The following is a 14,695-nucleotide window of genomic DNA, read 5'->3' as shown; positions in this document are numbered from 1 at the left end:
AACAAGAACTCACTACCATGCAGAAGAAATCGATTTATGTAGCCTACACTGGCGGTACCATCGGTATGCAGCGCTCTGAAAACGGCTATATCCCTGTCTCCGGCCACCTTCAGCGTCAGCTTGCGCTGATGCCAGAATTCCACCGTCCGGAAATGCCTGACTTCACCATCCACGAATACGAGCCGCTGATGGACTCCTCCGACATGACGCCGGAAGACTGGCAGCACATCGCGGATGACATTAAAGCCCATTACGACCAGTACGACGGCTTCGTGATCCTGCACGGCACCGACACCATGGCGTTTACCGCCTCGGCGCTCTCCTTCATGCTGGAGAACCTGAGCAAGCCGGTTATCGTCACCGGGTCGCAAATCCCGCTGGCGGAGCTGCGCTCGGACGGGCAGATCAACCTGCTTAACTCCCTGTACGTGGCGGCGAATTACCCGATTAACGAAGTGTCGCTGTTCTTTAATAACCGTCTGTATCGCGGCAACCGCACCACCAAAGCCCATGCCGACGGTTTTGACGCCTTCGCCTCCCCTAACCTGCAGCCGCTGCTGGAGGCCGGGATTCATATTCGTCGTCTGGGCACGCCGCCTGCGCCGAACACCGCCGGCGAACTGATCGTGCATCCGATCACTCCGCAACCGATTGGCGTGGTCACTATCTACCCGGGTATCTCTGCCGACGTGGTGCGTAACTTCCTGCGTCAGCCGGTGAAAGCGCTGATTCTGCGCTCCTATGGCGTAGGTAATGCCCCGCAGAACGGCGAGTTCCTGAAAGAGCTCCAGGAAGCCAGCGAGCGCGGAATTGTGGTCGTGAACCTGACCCAGTGTATGTCCGGAAAGGTCAACATGGGCGGCTATGCCACCGGCAACGCGCTGGCGCATGCGGGAGTCATCAGCGGCTTCGATATGACCGTTGAGGCAACGCTGACTAAACTTCACTATTTACTGAGTCAGGATCTGGACATTCAGTCCATTCGCAGCGCGATGATGCAAAACCTGCGCGGCGAGCTGACCCCGGACGAATAAGGAGTACTCATGAAGCAACGCGCCCTGCTACTGGTCGATTTGCAAAATGATTTCTGCGCGGGCGGTGCGCTGGCCGTCGCCGAAGGTGACAGCACCGTTGACGTGGCAAACTCGCTGATTGACTGGTGCAAAGCCCGCGGCGAAGCGGTTGTCGCAAGCCAGGACTGGCACCCGACGAACCACGGCAGCTTTGCCAGCCAGCACAACGTTGAGCCGTTCACTCAGGGGGAACTCGACGGGCTGGCGCAAACCTTCTGGCCGGATCACTGCGTACAGCAGACTGAAGGCGCGGAGCTGCATCCGCTCCTGAACCAGAAAGCCATCGACGCGGTGTTCCATAAAGGTGAAAACCCGGCTATCGACAGCTATAGCGCGTTTTTTGATAACGGGCATCGCCAGAAAACGGCGCTGGACGCATGGTTACGTCACCATGAAATCACGGAGCTGATCGTGCTGGGCCTGGCGACGGACTACTGCGTTAAGTTTACCGTGCTGGACGCGCTCCAGTTAGGTTATACCGTCAGCGTCATCACCGACGGCTGCCGCGGGGTGAACATTAACCCGCAGGACAGCGCTCAGGCGTTTATGGATATGGCTGCGGAAGGCGCAACGCTGTATACGCTCGAAGACTGGCTGGAAACGCAGGCGTAGCCTTTTACGCCCTCTCCCTGTGGGAGAGGGTATCAACCCGCACCGTTATTGCATTTTCATCGTCGCAATCGGCTTCGGCGTGATGCCGAAGTCTTCTTTCAGCTCGCGCTTGCTTTTCATCACCATCTGGCCCTGGGTGTCGATAGTCATGTGCTGCGCGTCGGTGTTATTGCGCGCCTGCCACAGCATCACCAGCTGCAGGCTGTTCTCTTTTTGCTCCGGCGTCAGCGCGACGCCGTCGGGCCATTTTCCCAGTTCTACGGCGGTCACCAGACGCTGATAAATTTCCGGCGTCATGCCGCTAATCATGTCATCAATATTCACACTCGCGCCCTTTCAAAGGAATAATTTGCTGAATCGTTTTTTCAACCCTTCACCTGGTCGCCGTTTTCGTCGTCAGTGAAGCTCATTGAGGCTGAGTTTACGCAGAAACGCTCGCCCGTAGGCTGTGGGCCATCCGGGAAAACGTGCCCAAGGTGCGCATCGCAGTTGCCGCAGCGAATTTCCGTGCGCACCATGCCGTGCGACGAGTCGGTCAGGTAGCGGATAGCCTCATCGCTCACCGGCTCGTAGAAACTCGGCCAGCCGCAGCCAGAATCAAATTTCGTTTGTGAATTGAACAGCGGGGCATCACAGACCAGACAGTGGTAGACGCCGTCTCGCTTATTGTGCAGTAAACGCCCGGTGAACGGCGGTTCCGTCCCGTGATTCTGCGTCACGTAAAACTGCATTTCTGTGAGGTTTTTTTTCAAATCGTCAGGGTTACGTTGGTTCGACATATGCTTACATCTCGCTGTAGAAACAGACATCTTTCAACCCGGATTCTAACAAAACATTAACACCCTTGCGTGCACTTTTGATCTAAACTTATGTGTCGCGAATAAGCGGTCAGGCAATTGTGATCATGTTCACATTTTTATCCTGCGAGGACTTTAAAATCCCGGCTCAGCCCCCATATGGGTGCAAGCTCAAAGGGAAAGTGAGGCGAGTCAGTCGCACAAACGTTAGTCACAGGATTGATTTGTCGCAATGATTGACACGATTCCGCTTGACGCTGCGTAAGGTTTTTGTAATTTTACAGGCAACCTTTTATTCACTAACAAATAGCTGGTGGAATATATGACTATCAAAGTAGGTATCAACGGTTTTGGCCGTATCGGCCGTATTGTTTTCCGTGCTGCTCAGAAACGTTCTGACATCGAAATCGTTGGTATCAACGATCTCCTGGACGCTGAATACATGGCGTACATGCTGAAGTACGACTCAACTCACGGTCGTTTCGACGGCACCGTTGAAGTGAAAGACGGCCACCTGGTTGTTAATGGCAAAACCATCCGCGTTACTGCTGAAAAAGACCCAGCTAACCTGAAATGGAACGAAATCGGTGTTGACGTTGTTGCTGAAGCAACCGGTATCTTCCTGACCGACGAAACTGCACGTAAACACATCACTGCGGGTGCGAAGAAAGTTGTTCTGACTGGTCCTTCCAAAGACAACACCCCAATGTTTGTTCGTGGTGCAAACTTCGAAACTTACGCTGGCCAGGATATCGTGTCTAACGCATCCTGCACCACCAACTGCCTGGCACCGCTGGCTAAAGTTATCAACGACAACTTCGGCATCATCGAAGGTCTGATGACTACCGTTCACGCAACCACCGCTACTCAGAAAACCGTTGATGGCCCGTCTCACAAAGACTGGCGCGGCGGCCGTGGCGCGGCTCAGAACATCATCCCATCCTCTACCGGTGCTGCTAAAGCTGTAGGTAAAGTACTGCCAGAACTGAATGGCAAACTGACTGGTATGGCGTTCCGCGTTCCAACTCCTAACGTATCCGTTGTTGACCTGACCGTTCGTCTGGAAAAAGCTGCTTCTTATGAAGAAATTAAGAAAGCAATCAAAGCTGCTTCCGAAGGCGCAATGAAAGGCGTTCTGGGCTACACCGAAGACGACGTTGTATCTACCGATTTCAACGGCGAAATCTGCACTTCCGTGTTCGATGCTAAAGCAGGTATCGCACTGAACGACAACTTCGTGAAACTGGTTTCCTGGTACGACAACGAAACTGGCTACTCTAACAAAGTACTGGACCTGATCGCTCACATCTCTAAATAAGTTGAGATGAGTGCTTGATCCAAAAAGGCGACTTCGGTCGCCTTTTTTTATTTATAAGACAGAGGATTGCTTAATGATTAATAAAATTTTTGCACTTCCGGTAGTCGAACAACTTACCCCTGTGCTCTCACGCCGTCAGATTGACGGTGCCGACGTTATCGTCGTTGACCATCCGCGCGTCAAAGCGTCCGTGGCGCTGAACGGCGCGCACCTGCTCTCCTGGAAACCGGAAGGCGAAGCTGAAGGCTTATGGCTGAGCGATGCGACCTCCTTCAAAAAAGGGGCCGCAATCCGCGGTGGCGTACCGATCTGCTGGCCGTGGTTCGGCCCGTCCGCACAGCCGGGTTTGCCGTCTCACGGTTTTGCCCGCAACCAGCAGTGGACGCTGAAAGCGCATAACGAAGATGACAACGGCGCAGTGCTGACCTTTGAGCTGCAGGCTAATGATGAAACCCGCGCCCTCTGGCCGCACGATTTCACCCTGTATGCCCGCTTCAAGCTGGGTAAAACCTGTGAAATCGAACTGGAAGCTCACGGCGAGTTCGAAACCACCTCTGCCCTGCACACCTATTTCAACGTGGGTGATATCAGCGCAGTGAAGGTGAGCGGCCTGGGCGATACCTATATCGATAAAGTGGATAACGCGAAAGAAGGCAAACTGAGCGACGGCGTTCAGGCATTCCCTGACCGTACCGATCGCGTTTACCTGCACCCGGAAGCGTGCAGCGTGATCCACGACGGCGCCCTGAACCGCGGCATTGAAGTGGTCCATCATCATCACAGCGACGTGGTGGGCTGGAACCCGGGTCCTGCGCTGTCCGTCAGCATGGCCGACATGACGGATGATGGATATAAAACGTTTGTCTGCGTGGAGACGGCTCGCGTGACCAACCCGCAGAAAGCGAGTGAAGAAAAACCGTCTCGTTTAGGGCAGACGATTCGGATTGTTAAGCGATAAATTCACTGCACCACATTAAAGCAAACGGGGCGCAAGCGCCCCGTTTTGATGCATAGATTGCACTGAATTAATGCACAATCAGAACTTGTAGCTCACACCCACAGAGAAGATGCCTGCCCAGGACTTATCAACCATCGGGCTATCCTTCACTTCGTCGCTCAGACGCTCATAGCGGCCGGTACCGTACACGCTCCAGTCGCCAAGGAAGTTGTAGCTCGCGGTCAGCTCCAGGTAAGGATCCCAGCCGTCATCTGCACTGTAGCTTTTCAGACCACTGCGGCGGGACTCGTTTTTAGAGACGCCGTAGTAGTAGTCGTTGTAGTTCTCGCTGTTGTACTGCACACCGATACCCGGCGTCAGGGTGAGCCCGCCGTTGGTGTAGCGGTACAACCACGCCAGATCCCAGATAAAGCCGTTGCTGTTGTCCAGCGTGTCACCCGCCAGGGCCGTGCGCAGGAAGCCATACTCGGTGTTATGTACATACGAGAGCCCGGCCATCATGGTGCTTTTACGCTTGTCGAGCTGGCGAAGCGCATGGCTGTCGCTGTCACCCGGCTTGAAGTGCGTTGGATCGTAGTAGGCCATGATGGAGAGCTTATCGGCCTTATCGTTCCAGAAATAGTAGCCGCCGCCGAGCCCGCGGAACCAGACGTTGTCGCCTTCATAGGTGATAACGGGAACAGGATAAACATCACGGTCATACTGTTTATACGGGCTGTTAATGACGCCAACACCCGCGCCAACCGTCCACTGACTTTCCGCCTGTGCGGTGTTCACTGCGGTCGCGGCAAAGATGCCTAATGCCAGAAGTTTGAGTTTGGTCACAATCCATTCTTTCCTGTAGTCAAATAATCAGCGGATGAAGTGTAACCGCCATTCCCGTACATCCCAAAATTTTTTGCCTGCTAATCAGTCTGATTAACCCGTTATTTTTAACTTTTCAGATGACAACCCGCTTTCATTTATATGACCACTGAATGAAAAACGTGCATTTGTCTTATAACGACAGTGGAAATTTTTGGATGAGTTATTGATATGTCATTGAAAGTAGATTTTCTGGGCATGCAAGTTTTGCAAATGCCATCTACGCTTTAATTTAAGAAGAGTTTTCCTGAACACCCTGCGGTTCTTAGCGTCTGACCTGGCACACAGGTTGCTGCTCTGGCAGTGAGGTGCGAGAGATTCTCTTCCGGGAGCCTCCACTACTCATACGAACGGCTCTTATCCTGTGCTAAAAAACGAAAGGACGGCATGCCATGAATATATTCGATCACTATCGCCAGCGCTATGAAGCTGCCAAGGACGAAGAGTTCACACTGCAGGAGTTTCTTACCATCTGTCGGCAAGATCGCAGTGCCTATGCCAATGCGGCAGAACGGCTATTGATGGCTATTGGTGAGCCAAACATGGTTGACACTGCCCTGGAGCCTCGGCTTTCCCGTCTCTTTTCGAATCGGGTGGTCGCCCGATACCCGGCGTTTGAAGAGTTCTATGGTATGGAAGATGCCATTGAACAGATTGTCTCCTATCTGAAGCATGCCGCTCAGGGTCTGGAAGAGAAGAAACAGATCCTCTATTTACTCGGCCCGGTGGGTGGCGGTAAATCCTCGCTGGCTGAACGCCTGAAGTCGCTGATGCAGCGCGTCCCTATCTATGTGCTGAGCGCCAACGGTGAACGCAGCCCGGTGAACGACCATCCGCTGTGCCTGTTCAATCCGCAGGAAGATGCGCAGATTCTGGATAAAGAATATGGCATCCCGCGTCGCTACCTCGGCACCATCATGTCGCCATGGGCGGCAAAACGCCTGCACGAGTTTGGTGGCGACATCACCAAGTTCCGCGTGGTGAAGGTCTGGCCATCTATCCTTGAACAGATCGCCATCGCCAAAACAGAACCCGGTGATGAGAACAACCAGGATATCTCGGCTCTGGTGGGTAAAGTCGATATCCGTAAGCTGGAAAACTTCGCGCAAAACGATCCGGATGCCTATGGTTACTCAGGCGCGCTGTGCCGCGCGAACCAGGGGATTATGGAATTCGTCGAGATGTTTAAAGCACCGATTAAAGTGCTGCATCCTCTGCTGACGGCTACCCAGGAAGGCAACTACAACGGGACGGAAGGTATCTCCGCCCTGCCGTTTAACGGGATTATTCTCGCCCACTCGAACGAATCTGAATGGGTGACCTTCCGTAATAACAAAAACAATGAGGCCTTCCTTGACCGCGTGTACATCGTCAAGGTGCCTTATTGCCTGCGGATCTCCGAAGAGATCAAAATTTACGAGAAACTGCTTAACCACAGCGAGCTGGTGCACGCCCCTTGCGCGCCCGGCACGCTGGAAACGCTGTCACGCTTCTCCATCCTTTCGCGTCTGAAAGAGCCGGAAAACTCCAGCATCTATTCCAAAATGCGCGTCTATGACGGTGAAAGCCTGAAAGATACCGACCCGAAAGCGAAGTCGTATCAGGAATATCGCGACTATGCCGGGGTTGATGAAGGGATGAACGGTCTGTCCACGCGTTTCGCGTTTAAGATCCTCTCCCGCGTCTTTAACTTCGACCACGCGGAAGTGGCGGCCAACCCGGTTCATCTGTTCTACGTGCTGGAGCAGCAAATCGAACGCGAGCAGTTCCCGCAGGAGCAGGCTGAACGCTACCTTGAGTTCCTCAAAGGCTACCTGATCCCGAAATACGCCGAGTTCATTGGCAAAGAGATCCAGACGGCCTACCTGGAATCCTATTCAGAATACGGGCAGAACATTTTCGACCGTTATGTCACCTATGCTGACTTCTGGATCCAGGATCAGGAGTACCGCGACCCGGATACCGGCCAGCTGTTTGACCGTGAATCCCTGAACGCGGAGCTGGAAAAAATCGAGAAGCCTGCCGGGATCAGCAACCCGAAAGACTTCCGTAACGAGATTGTGAACTTCGTCCTGCGCGCCAGAGCGCATAACAACGGGCGCAATCCGAACTGGACCAGCTACGAGAAGCTGCGCACGGTCATTGAGAAGAAAATGTTCTCCAATACCGAAGAGCTGCTGCCGGTGATCTCGTTTAACGCCAAAACCTCAACCGATGAGCAGAAAAAGCACGACGATTTTGTCGACCGTATGATGGAAAAAGGCTACACCCGCAAGCAGGTCCGCCTGCTCTGCGAATGGTATCTGCGCGTGCGTAAATCGTCTTAAAAACAAGTGCCCGGTGGCGGTTAGCGCATACCGGGCCTACAAAATGCAAGTTGGCAAATGCAGTACGGGGGGTATATGACCTGGTTTATTGACCGGCGTCTTAACGGCAAAAACAAGAGCACGGTGAACCGCCAGCGCTTCTTGCGTCGTTATAAAGCGCAAATTAAACAGTCTATCTCCGAGGCCATCAATAAACGCTCGGTGACCGACGTCGACAGCGGCGAATCTGTCTCCATCCCCACCGATGACATCAGCGAACCGATGTTTCATCAGGGGCGAGGCGGCCTGCGCCATCGCGTACACCCAGGTAATGACCACTTCGTTCAGAACGACAGAATTGAGCGTCCTCAGGGCGGCGGCGGTGGTTCAGGAAGCGGTCAGGGACAGGCCAGCCAGGACGGTGAAGGTCAGGACGAATTTGTCTTCCAGATTTCGAAAGACGAATATCTCGACCTGCTGTTTGAAGATCTGGCGCTGCCGAATCTGAAAAAGAATCAGCATCGTCAGCTTAATGAATATAAAACCCATCGCGCGGGCTACACCGCCAACGGCGTGCCCGCCAATATCAGCGTCGTGCGTTCGTTGCAGAATTCACTGGCGCGACGAACGGCCATGACGGCGGGCAAACGGCGCGAACTGCGCGAGCTGGAGAGCAGCCTGAAGGTCGTGGAGAACACGGAACCGGCGCAACTGCTGGAAGAAGAGCGCCTGCGTAAAGAGATTGCGGAACTTAGAGCGAAGATTGAACGGGTACCGTTTATCGATACCTTCGACCTGCGCTACAAGAATTACGAAAAACGCCCTGAGCCCTCCAGCCAGGCGGTAATGTTCTGTCTGATGGACGTTTCCGGATCGATGGACCAGGCCACGAAGGATATGGCGAAGCGTTTTTATATTCTGCTCTACCTGTTCCTGAGCAGAACCTATAAGAACGTGGAGGTGGTTTATATTCGTCACCATACTCAGGCGAAAGAAGTAGATGAACATGAGTTCTTCTACTCGCAAGAGACCGGCGGGACCATCGTATCAAGCGCCCTGAAGCTGATGGATGAAGTGGTGAAAGAGCGTTACGACCCGTCGCAGTGGAACATTTATGCCGCGCAGGCGTCCGATGGCGACAACTGGGCCGACGACTCACCGCTGTGTCACGAGATTCTGGCGAAGAAAATTCTGCCGGTGGTGCGTTACTACAGCTATATCGAAATAACCCGTCGCGCGCACCAGACCCTGTGGCGGGAGTATGAACATCTGCAAGCAATGTTCGATAATTTTGCCATGCAGCATATCCGTGACCAGGATGATATTTATCCGGTGTTCAGGGAGCTGTTCCACAAGCAATCTGCTACCAGCAACGCATAATCCAACAGCCAGCGAACGCGCTGGCTGTTTTCTTTCGACCCCGCCCATCCCGTGCTAATGTAGAACCCTGCATACAGGATTATCACCGGGAAATCGTTATGACTGACGACGTTATTGGGGCAGGAACCCACCAGCAGCTGATTACCTTACTCACCGAGCAGGGCGCGCGGTTTCGCGTCATGGAGCACGAGGCGGTCGGGAAATGTGAAGCGGTAAGTGAAATTCGCGGGACCGATCTGCGGCAAGGCGCAAAGGCCCTGGTCTGCAAGGTGAAGGGAAACGGCGTAAAAAAACACGTTCTGGCGATCCTCGCCGCCGACCTGCAGGCCGACCTGAGCCAGCTTGCCAGCCATTTTGGCGGGCTGAAGGCCTCCCTCGCCAGCCCGGCCGAGGTCGATACCCTGACCGCCTGCGTTTTCGGCGCTATCCCGCCCTTTAGCTTCCATCCTGATTTGGCGCTGGTTGCCGACCCGCTGCTGTTCGAGCGTTTTGACGAAATCGCGTTTAATGCCGGCCTGCTGGAGAAATCCGTGATTATGGATACCCAGGATTACCTGCGCATCGCCCGTCCTGAGCTTGTGAATTTCCATAAAGCGTAACCGCTATGGCTGGCGACCCTGTCAGCCTTTTCTTTCCAGGAACAGCACGGAGGCGACGAGAATAACGGCAATAGCGAAAAACGATGAGGAGATAATCAGCGTTTCAACAAACATGTGATCGTTCATGATGGCGACCCCTTTTGCGATATCTGCCTCCGTTTTAATCCGCGTAAATGACAAGGTTATGACAACAATAAAATCTTTTTAAAACTGTCCTGCGTCGCGTTTGCGCGTACTGTAAGCAGGTTAATTATTTTGGCAAGGATTCCCTATGTTTGACCCTACTCTGCTCATTCTTCTGGCACTCGCCGCGCTCGGCTTTGTCAGCCATAACACCACCGTCGCCATCTCGATTCTGGTGCTGATTATTATTCGCGTGACCCCGTTAAATACCTTTTTCCCGTGGATAGAAAAACAAGGCCTCACCATTGGAATCATCATTTTAACCATCGGGGTAATGGCGCCCATCGCCAGCGGCACGCTTCCCGCCTCAACCCTGCTGCACTCGTTTGTAAACTGGAAATCACTGGTGGCGATCGCGGTGGGGATTTTTGTTTCGTGGCTGGGCGGGCGCGGCGTTACGCTGATGAGCAGCCAGCCCTCGCTGGTGGCGGGTCTGCTGGTGGGCACCGTGCTGGGGGTGGCGCTCTTTCGCGGCGTTCCGGTGGGGCCGCTGATTGCGGCGGGCCTTGTCTCTCTGTTTATTGGGAAGTCGTAGTCAGGCTGGCCATATAGCGCGCCGGCGTCTGGCCCAGACCCTTCCTGAACATGGTGATAAACGCGGTGGTAGAGTCATAGCCGAGTGACTGTGCCACCTGCTGTACCGATTTCCCACCGATCAAATGCTGTAACGCCACGATCAGCTGCAGCTGGTGGCGCCAGCGGCGAAAGCTTAAGCCGGTCTCTTTCACCACCAGCCGCGCCAGGCTGCGTTCGCTCATGGCAAAGTGGCTCGCCCACTGCGTCAGCGTCTGCCATGCGGCAGGCTCTTCCGCCATTTTCTCGCTCATCAGCCGAATTTTTGGATGGGGGGAGACGGGCAGCTGCAGATGCTCCTGACGCTGGAGCGGCAGCTCGTCAAACAGAACGTGCACCAGGCGCGATGTGGCCGTAAGAGAGAGCTGTTCACGCGATTTTTCCGCCAGGGATAAAATCAGCTCCCGCACCAGAGGGGAGATTTTTAGGGTGCAGCAGCGGTCGGGCAAGCTTGCCGCACCCGGTTCAATGAACAAAAAGCAGAGCTGCGCGCCCGGCGTGGCCCTGTTGCTGTGCGGCATTTGGCCAGGGATCCAGACGGCGTACTGGGGTGGAACCATCAGCATGGCATTTTCCACTTCGCAGGTGATCGCGCCGCCGAGGGCGAGAATGAGCTGCCCCTTACGGTGATGATGTCGGGGAATATACTGTTCCTCCGCCACCACGCGGATGCGAAACGCGACGGCCGCATCGTGCTGGCTATCGGGATCATAGCCGTCCAGTCCCAGACCAATCATCCGTTTGTCCGATTTTAGCGATAAACTGTCATTTTAGCCTGATTTAAACCGCCGGGAAAATCGGTATTGTGTGCGCTCGCTTGAACGTATGAGAACATAATGACTACTGTTATTCGCACCTCAGGAAAACACGGCGCGCTGTTGATTGCAGGCATCCTGATGATTGCCACTACGCTTCGCGTCACCTTTACCGGCGCAGCTCCGCTGCTCGACACTATTCGTCTTGATTATGGCTTAAGCACGGCGCAAACCGGTCTGCTGACCACCCTGCCCCTGCTGGCTTTCGCCCTTGTCTCACCCCTCGCCGCAGGCGTTGCCCGACGTATCGGCATGGAGCGCAGCCTGTTTGTCGCCCTGCTGCTGATTTGCGCCGGAATTGCGGTTCGCTCGCTGCCTTCCGCCGCGCTGCTGTTCATCGGAACCGCGGTTATCGGCTGCGGGATTGCGCTCGGGAATGTGCTGTTACCCGGATTAATCAAACGTGACTTCCCGGGCCAGGTGGCCCGACTCACCGGGGCCTATTCCCTGACCATGGGCGTCTCGGCGGCGTTTGGCTCAGCGATGATTGTTCCCCTGGCGCAGGGTAATGCGGGCTGGCATGGCGCACTGCTGATGCTGATGGCGTTTCCGCTGGTCGCGCTGCTGCTCTGGCTGCCCCAGTGGCGTCAGAAACACGTTGCAACGGTAACGGGCGCTGGCGCGCTGCATAATCGCGCCATCTGGCGCTCGGCCCTCGCCTGGCAGGTGACGCTCTTTTTGGGGATTAACTCGCTGATTTACTACGTCATCATCGGCTGGCTGCCGGCGATATTGCTTAGCCACGGCTACAGCGAAGCGCAGGCCGGCTCGGTGCACGGGCTGCTGCAGCTGGCCACGGCCGTGCCGGGGCTTGCCGTGCCGCTGGTCCTCCACCGTCTGAAAGATCAGCGGGCCATTGCAGGCGCAGTGGCGCTGCTGTGCGCGGTAAGCGCAGCGGGGCTATGGTTTATGCCTGACATGGCGGTGATGTGGACGCTGGTGTTTGGCTTTGGCTCCGGAGCAACGATGATCCTCGGCCTGACGTTCATCGGGCTACGTGCCAGCTCCGCGCACCAGGCCGCGGCGCTCTCCGGCATGGCGCAGTCGATTGGCTATCTGCTCGCCGCCTGCGGCCCTCCGCTGATGGGGAAAATACACGATAGCGCGGGAGACTGGCAAATTCCGCTTCTGGGCTGCGCCCTGGCCGCCGTGATAATGGCACTCTGCGGCGTGCTTGCCGGGCGAGACCGGGAGATCGCGCCCCGTTAAATGGTGTGGCAGACCATTGGGCCTGCCTTTTCTTACCCGCGCGCCGCGCGCAGCATCGCCTGCACCAGCACGACCGGGCGGCCTTCCAGCGCAGCACGCTCATGCTGGAATAAGGTGATCACGAAGAACGGATGCGTAACCAGCTCTGCGGCGCGAATTTCCCCCTGTTCGTCCCAGCCCGTAACGTGCATATCACCGCTTTCCAGCGCCTGGGAAAACGCCGGCGACACGCCATAGTTACAGTGATAACCCTCTTCAATTTCCGGCTTGCCGTACGCTTTCGCGATCAGCGTATTTTTGCGCAGCTCAATGGCATCGGTTTTTTCCACCAGCGAGCAGGCCAGCGGCGCAATCACCATGGTGCCTTCTGTATCCGTCTCGGCATGTGCCGCATCGGCCCAGCCCAACACATTGCGGGCATACTCAATCAGCGCGTGCTGGAATCCGCCGCAGGTGCCAAGGAATGGAATGCCGTTTTCACGGGCGTAGCGCGCGGCGATAAAGGCCGCCGCGGTGTTTTTATAGGGGCTGGCAGGCACCAGCCAGATGGCATCGTAGCCCACCAGATCTTCAGGGCTCGTCAGCTCAGTGGTGGCAAGCCAGTCGTAATCGGCGGTGAGGTCAAGGACTGCGGCGGCGTCATCAATGGCCAGCGGGATCGCCTGATGCGCAATAACGTTGGGATTGTAATCGCCAACCAGCGCAATGCGCAGCGTCGTTTTAACCGGGAGGTGTTCCATGAAAGGTTCCTTATGCCAGAGTATTATCAGATAACATAAGGAACCTCAGACTACCGATCTTCTGCAATTATCACAATACCTTAAATTGGGAGGGTGGAATTATGATTCAATGCAAACGCGTATACGAGCAGGCTGGCCTGGACGACGGCTATCGGGTGCTGGTGGACAAGCTGTGGCCGCGCGGGATTAAAAAAACGGACCTTGCCTATGATGAATGGTGTAAAGCACTCACGCCCTCGAATGAATTACGTAAGGCCTTTCATAGCGAAACCATTGATTTCGCCGCCTTCAGTAAGGCCTATAGGGAAGAGCTGGCGCAGCATGCTGACGAGGGAATGCGTCTGGCGACGCTGGCGAACAGGCAGACTGTCACCCTGCTCTTTGCTGCAAAAGACACAAAGCAGAATCACGCCCTGGTATTAGCCGACTGGCTGCGCCATCTCTGATCAGCCGATCGCCAGCTCGTCAAGCATTTGCGGCGCTTCATCGGGGGTGAGTGGCATCAGATGTTCGGCGCGGACAAAGGCAAAGCCGTGCTGATTGTCAAAGGCGTAAACATCGCCAGTCACCAGCCAAAGCGCGCGATCGGCGGTAGCGGGTAATTGCGTCATCACGCCGTTGACCGGGTTAACGAAACGCAGGCCGGGCTGACACAGGCCAAACAGCTCAACAGATTTACCAATATTGCGACGGCCTGACGCCGTGCGGGCACCGATGATCATTGCCATGCTGCCCGGTTTAAGCTGAAACATACTTCTCTCACGGTAACGGTAGCCAGGGGCTGGCTAAGAATAATCCTAAAGAGAAGTGTATCGCAGGCAATATACGTCTGTCACCTGGCGGGTTGCGGATGATCGCGACGGTAGAGCGTCCATTCATCAATCACTTCGCCCCCCGGTAGTTTGCACTCCGTGCGTACGCCCTGCGGGCTTTGAACCGGGATCTGTTCCCCGCCTTTCTCCAGGCAGTACACGGAGGCCGGGTTCGCCATACCGATAGCGTGCGGCGGTTTCGGCGCATCGGGTGGGGTTGTTTTCGCGGTGCAGGCAGCCAGGGGAAGCGCCAGCGCCAGAAGAAGAAATCTCATCTCATTGATCCTTGTGACATCATGACAGTCTAAGGGTAACGGGTCATCGCCGCTTTCTCCATGATTTCTCCATTTTAACTGCACTTTTCAACACTATAGTGTTGCATGTTCTCGATATGACCAGAGAACATCATTCCGTAATCAAGATGTCTTTGCCCCGGTCTCAACAACGGGGCTTTTT

The 14,695-nt window shown here is 55.2% G+C and carries 18 protein-coding genes; 10 read left to right on the top strand and 8 right to left on the bottom strand.

Translation table 11 applies throughout. The features are described 5' to 3' along the window. The first annotated feature begins 17 nt into the window (after positions 1-17). Both ansA and pncA read left to right on the top strand, forming a co-directional pair. Complete coding sequence (ansA, locus tag BJ885_RS04645; RefSeq protein ID WP_008500705.1) at positions 18-1,034, top strand: asparaginase; 1,017 nt, start codon at positions 18-20, stop codon at positions 1,032-1,034. A 9-nt stretch (positions 1,035-1,043) separates the two neighbouring features. Next, complete coding sequence (gene pncA, locus BJ885_RS04640; RefSeq protein ID WP_121931281.1) at positions 1,044-1,685, top strand: bifunctional nicotinamidase/pyrazinamidase; 642 nt, start codon at positions 1,044-1,046, stop codon at positions 1,683-1,685. Between the two features lie 45 nt (positions 1,686-1,730). Here the strand turns inward: pncA and BJ885_RS04635 are convergent, their stop codons facing one another. Beyond that, positions 1,731-1,994 (bottom strand): YeaC family protein, encoded by a 264-nt coding sequence (locus tag BJ885_RS04635; protein WP_196239757.1) that lies wholly within the window; start codon positions 1,992-1,994, stop codon positions 1,731-1,733. Positions 1,995-2,050: 56 nt separating this feature from the next. After that, entirely contained in the window at positions 2,051-2,464 is a 414-nt protein-coding gene (gene msrB / locus BJ885_RS04630) for a peptide-methionine (R)-S-oxide reductase MsrB (RefSeq protein ID WP_029739831.1), read from the bottom strand. 340 nt (positions 2,465-2,804) lie between these two features. On the opposite strand from msrB, the gene gapA reads away from it, so the two are divergent. Beyond that, positions 2,805-3,800, top strand: a complete 996-nt coding sequence (gene gapA, locus BJ885_RS04625; protein WP_023311257.1) for a glyceraldehyde-3-phosphate dehydrogenase — start codon at positions 2,805-2,807, stop codon at positions 3,798-3,800. A gap of 73 nt (positions 3,801-3,873) precedes the next feature. Continuing rightward, positions 3,874-4,758 (top strand): D-hexose-6-phosphate mutarotase, encoded by an 885-nt coding sequence (locus tag BJ885_RS04620; protein ID WP_121931280.1) that lies wholly within the window; start codon positions 3,874-3,876, stop codon positions 4,756-4,758. Between the two features lie 78 nt (positions 4,759-4,836). Here the strand turns inward: BJ885_RS04620 and BJ885_RS04615 are convergent, their stop codons facing one another. After that, complete coding sequence (locus BJ885_RS04615) at positions 4,837-5,583, bottom strand: MipA/OmpV family protein (RefSeq protein ID WP_121931279.1); 747 nt, start codon at positions 5,581-5,583, stop codon at positions 4,837-4,839. 431 nt (positions 5,584-6,014) lie between these two features. On the opposite strand from BJ885_RS04615, the gene yeaG reads away from it, so the two are divergent. The 3 genes from yeaG to BJ885_RS04600 all read left to right on the top strand — a co-directional run bounded on the left by yeaG (position 6,015) and on the right by BJ885_RS04600 (position 9,907). Beyond that, positions 6,015-7,949, top strand: a complete 1,935-nt coding sequence (gene yeaG / locus BJ885_RS04610) for a protein kinase YeaG (protein WP_008500713.1) — start codon at positions 6,015-6,017, stop codon at positions 7,947-7,949. A 75-nt stretch (positions 7,950-8,024) separates the two neighbouring features. Continuing rightward, positions 8,025-9,308, top strand: coding sequence for a YeaH/YhbH family protein (locus tag BJ885_RS04605; RefSeq protein WP_047648072.1), 1,284 nt, complete (start codon positions 8,025-8,027; stop codon positions 9,306-9,308). 98 nt (positions 9,309-9,406) lie between these two features. Beyond that, complete coding sequence (locus tag BJ885_RS04600) at positions 9,407-9,907, top strand: YbaK/prolyl-tRNA synthetase associated domain-containing protein (protein ID WP_029739834.1); 501 nt, start codon at positions 9,407-9,409, stop codon at positions 9,905-9,907. Between the two features lie 21 nt (positions 9,908-9,928). Here BJ885_RS04600 and yoaI read toward each other — a convergent pair whose 3' ends face one another. Continuing rightward, positions 9,929-10,033, bottom strand: a complete 105-nt coding sequence (gene yoaI, locus BJ885_RS04595) for a small membrane protein YoaI (RefSeq protein ID WP_010430055.1) — start codon at positions 10,031-10,033, stop codon at positions 9,929-9,931. A 145-nt stretch (positions 10,034-10,178) separates the two neighbouring features. Between yoaI and BJ885_RS04590 the strand changes: the two genes are divergently transcribed. Next, positions 10,179-10,625 (top strand): DUF441 domain-containing protein, encoded by a 447-nt coding sequence (locus BJ885_RS04590; protein WP_059346515.1) that lies wholly within the window; start codon positions 10,179-10,181, stop codon positions 10,623-10,625. On the opposite strand, the gene BJ885_RS04585 is transcribed toward BJ885_RS04590, so the two are convergent. Then, the gene (locus tag BJ885_RS04585) at positions 10,609-11,400 is read right to left on the bottom strand and encodes a helix-turn-helix domain-containing protein (RefSeq protein WP_121931278.1); all 792 of its coding nucleotides are present in this window, start codon (positions 11,398-11,400) and stop codon (positions 10,609-10,611) included. The genes BJ885_RS04590 and BJ885_RS04585 overlap by 17 nt on opposite strands. A gap of 99 nt (positions 11,401-11,499) precedes the next feature. On the opposite strand from BJ885_RS04585, the gene BJ885_RS04580 reads away from it, so the two are divergent. Beyond that, complete coding sequence (locus BJ885_RS04580; protein ID WP_121931277.1) at positions 11,500-12,687, top strand: CynX/NimT family MFS transporter; 1,188 nt, start codon at positions 11,500-11,502, stop codon at positions 12,685-12,687. 32 nt (positions 12,688-12,719) lie between these two features. On the opposite strand, the gene BJ885_RS04575 is transcribed toward BJ885_RS04580, so the two are convergent. Continuing rightward, positions 12,720-13,427 carry a CTP synthase gene (locus BJ885_RS04575; protein WP_121931276.1) on the bottom strand — a complete coding sequence of 236 codons (708 nt, stop codon included), beginning with the start codon at positions 13,425-13,427 and terminating at the stop codon, positions 12,720-12,722. 101 nt (positions 13,428-13,528) lie between these two features. Here BJ885_RS04575 and BJ885_RS04570 point away from each other — a divergent pair, with 101 nt between their 5' ends. Then, on the top strand, positions 13,529-13,873 hold the full coding sequence (locus BJ885_RS04570) for a DUF488 domain-containing protein (RefSeq protein ID WP_121931275.1): 345 nt from the start codon (positions 13,529-13,531) through the stop codon (positions 13,871-13,873). Here the strand turns inward: BJ885_RS04570 and BJ885_RS04565 are convergent, their stop codons facing one another. Further along, positions 13,874-14,179 carry a hypothetical protein gene (locus BJ885_RS04565; RefSeq protein WP_023311247.1) on the bottom strand — a complete coding sequence of 102 codons (306 nt, stop codon included), beginning with the start codon at positions 14,177-14,179 and terminating at the stop codon, positions 13,874-13,876. It lies immediately after the preceding gene. 80 nt (positions 14,180-14,259) lie between these two features. Continuing rightward, positions 14,260-14,514, bottom strand: coding sequence for a DUF333 domain-containing protein (locus tag BJ885_RS04560; protein WP_121931274.1), 255 nt, complete (start codon positions 14,512-14,514; stop codon positions 14,260-14,262). Positions 14,515-14,695: the final 181 nt, after the last annotated feature.

Source organism: Enterobacter sp. WP_7_1, from assembly GCF_003688535.1.
GTDB lineage: Bacteria > Pseudomonadota > Gammaproteobacteria > Enterobacterales > Enterobacteriaceae > Enterobacter > Enterobacter asburiae.
This window is presented reverse-complemented; position numbering and strand designations above follow the sequence as displayed.

Coding starts and splice junctions, on each gene's coding strand:
- BJ885_RS04600 (WP_029739834.1), top strand. CDS start 9,407: ATGACTGACGACGTTATTGGGGCAGGAACCCACCAGCAGCTGATTACC.
- yeaG (WP_008500713.1), top strand. CDS start 6,015: ATGAATATATTCGATCACTATCGCCAGCGCTATGAAGCTGCCAAGGAC.
- ansA (WP_008500705.1), top strand. CDS start 18: ATGCAGAAGAAATCGATTTATGTAGCCTACACTGGCGGTACCATCGGT.
- BJ885_RS04590 (WP_059346515.1), top strand. CDS start 10,179: ATGTTTGACCCTACTCTGCTCATTCTTCTGGCACTCGCCGCGCTCGGC.
- msrB (WP_029739831.1), bottom strand. CDS start 2,464: ATGTCGAACCAACGTAACCCTGACGATTTGAAAAAAAACCTCACAGAA.
- BJ885_RS04635 (WP_196239757.1), bottom strand. CDS start 1,994: ATGATTAGCGGCATGACGCCGGAAATTTATCAGCGTCTGGTGACCGCC.
- BJ885_RS04565 (WP_023311247.1), bottom strand. CDS start 14,179: ATGTTTCAGCTTAAACCGGGCAGCATGGCAATGATCATCGGTGCCCGC.
- BJ885_RS04580 (WP_121931277.1), top strand. CDS start 11,500: ATGACTACTGTTATTCGCACCTCAGGAAAACACGGCGCGCTGTTGATT.
- gapA (WP_023311257.1), top strand. CDS start 2,805: ATGACTATCAAAGTAGGTATCAACGGTTTTGGCCGTATCGGCCGTATT.
- BJ885_RS04620 (WP_121931280.1), top strand. CDS start 3,874: ATGATTAATAAAATTTTTGCACTTCCGGTAGTCGAACAACTTACCCCT.
- pncA (WP_121931281.1), top strand. CDS start 1,044: ATGAAGCAACGCGCCCTGCTACTGGTCGATTTGCAAAATGATTTCTGC.
- BJ885_RS04560 (WP_121931274.1), bottom strand. CDS start 14,514: ATGAGATTTCTTCTTCTGGCGCTGGCGCTTCCCCTGGCTGCCTGCACC.
- BJ885_RS04585 (WP_121931278.1), bottom strand. CDS start 11,400: ATGATTGGTCTGGGACTGGACGGCTATGATCCCGATAGCCAGCACGAT.
- BJ885_RS04570 (WP_121931275.1), top strand. CDS start 13,529: ATGATTCAATGCAAACGCGTATACGAGCAGGCTGGCCTGGACGACGGC.
- yoaI (WP_010430055.1), bottom strand. CDS start 10,033: ATGAACGATCACATGTTTGTTGAAACGCTGATTATCTCCTCATCGTTT.
- BJ885_RS04575 (WP_121931276.1), bottom strand. CDS start 13,427: ATGGAACACCTCCCGGTTAAAACGACGCTGCGCATTGCGCTGGTTGGC.
- BJ885_RS04605 (WP_047648072.1), top strand. CDS start 8,025: ATGACCTGGTTTATTGACCGGCGTCTTAACGGCAAAAACAAGAGCACG.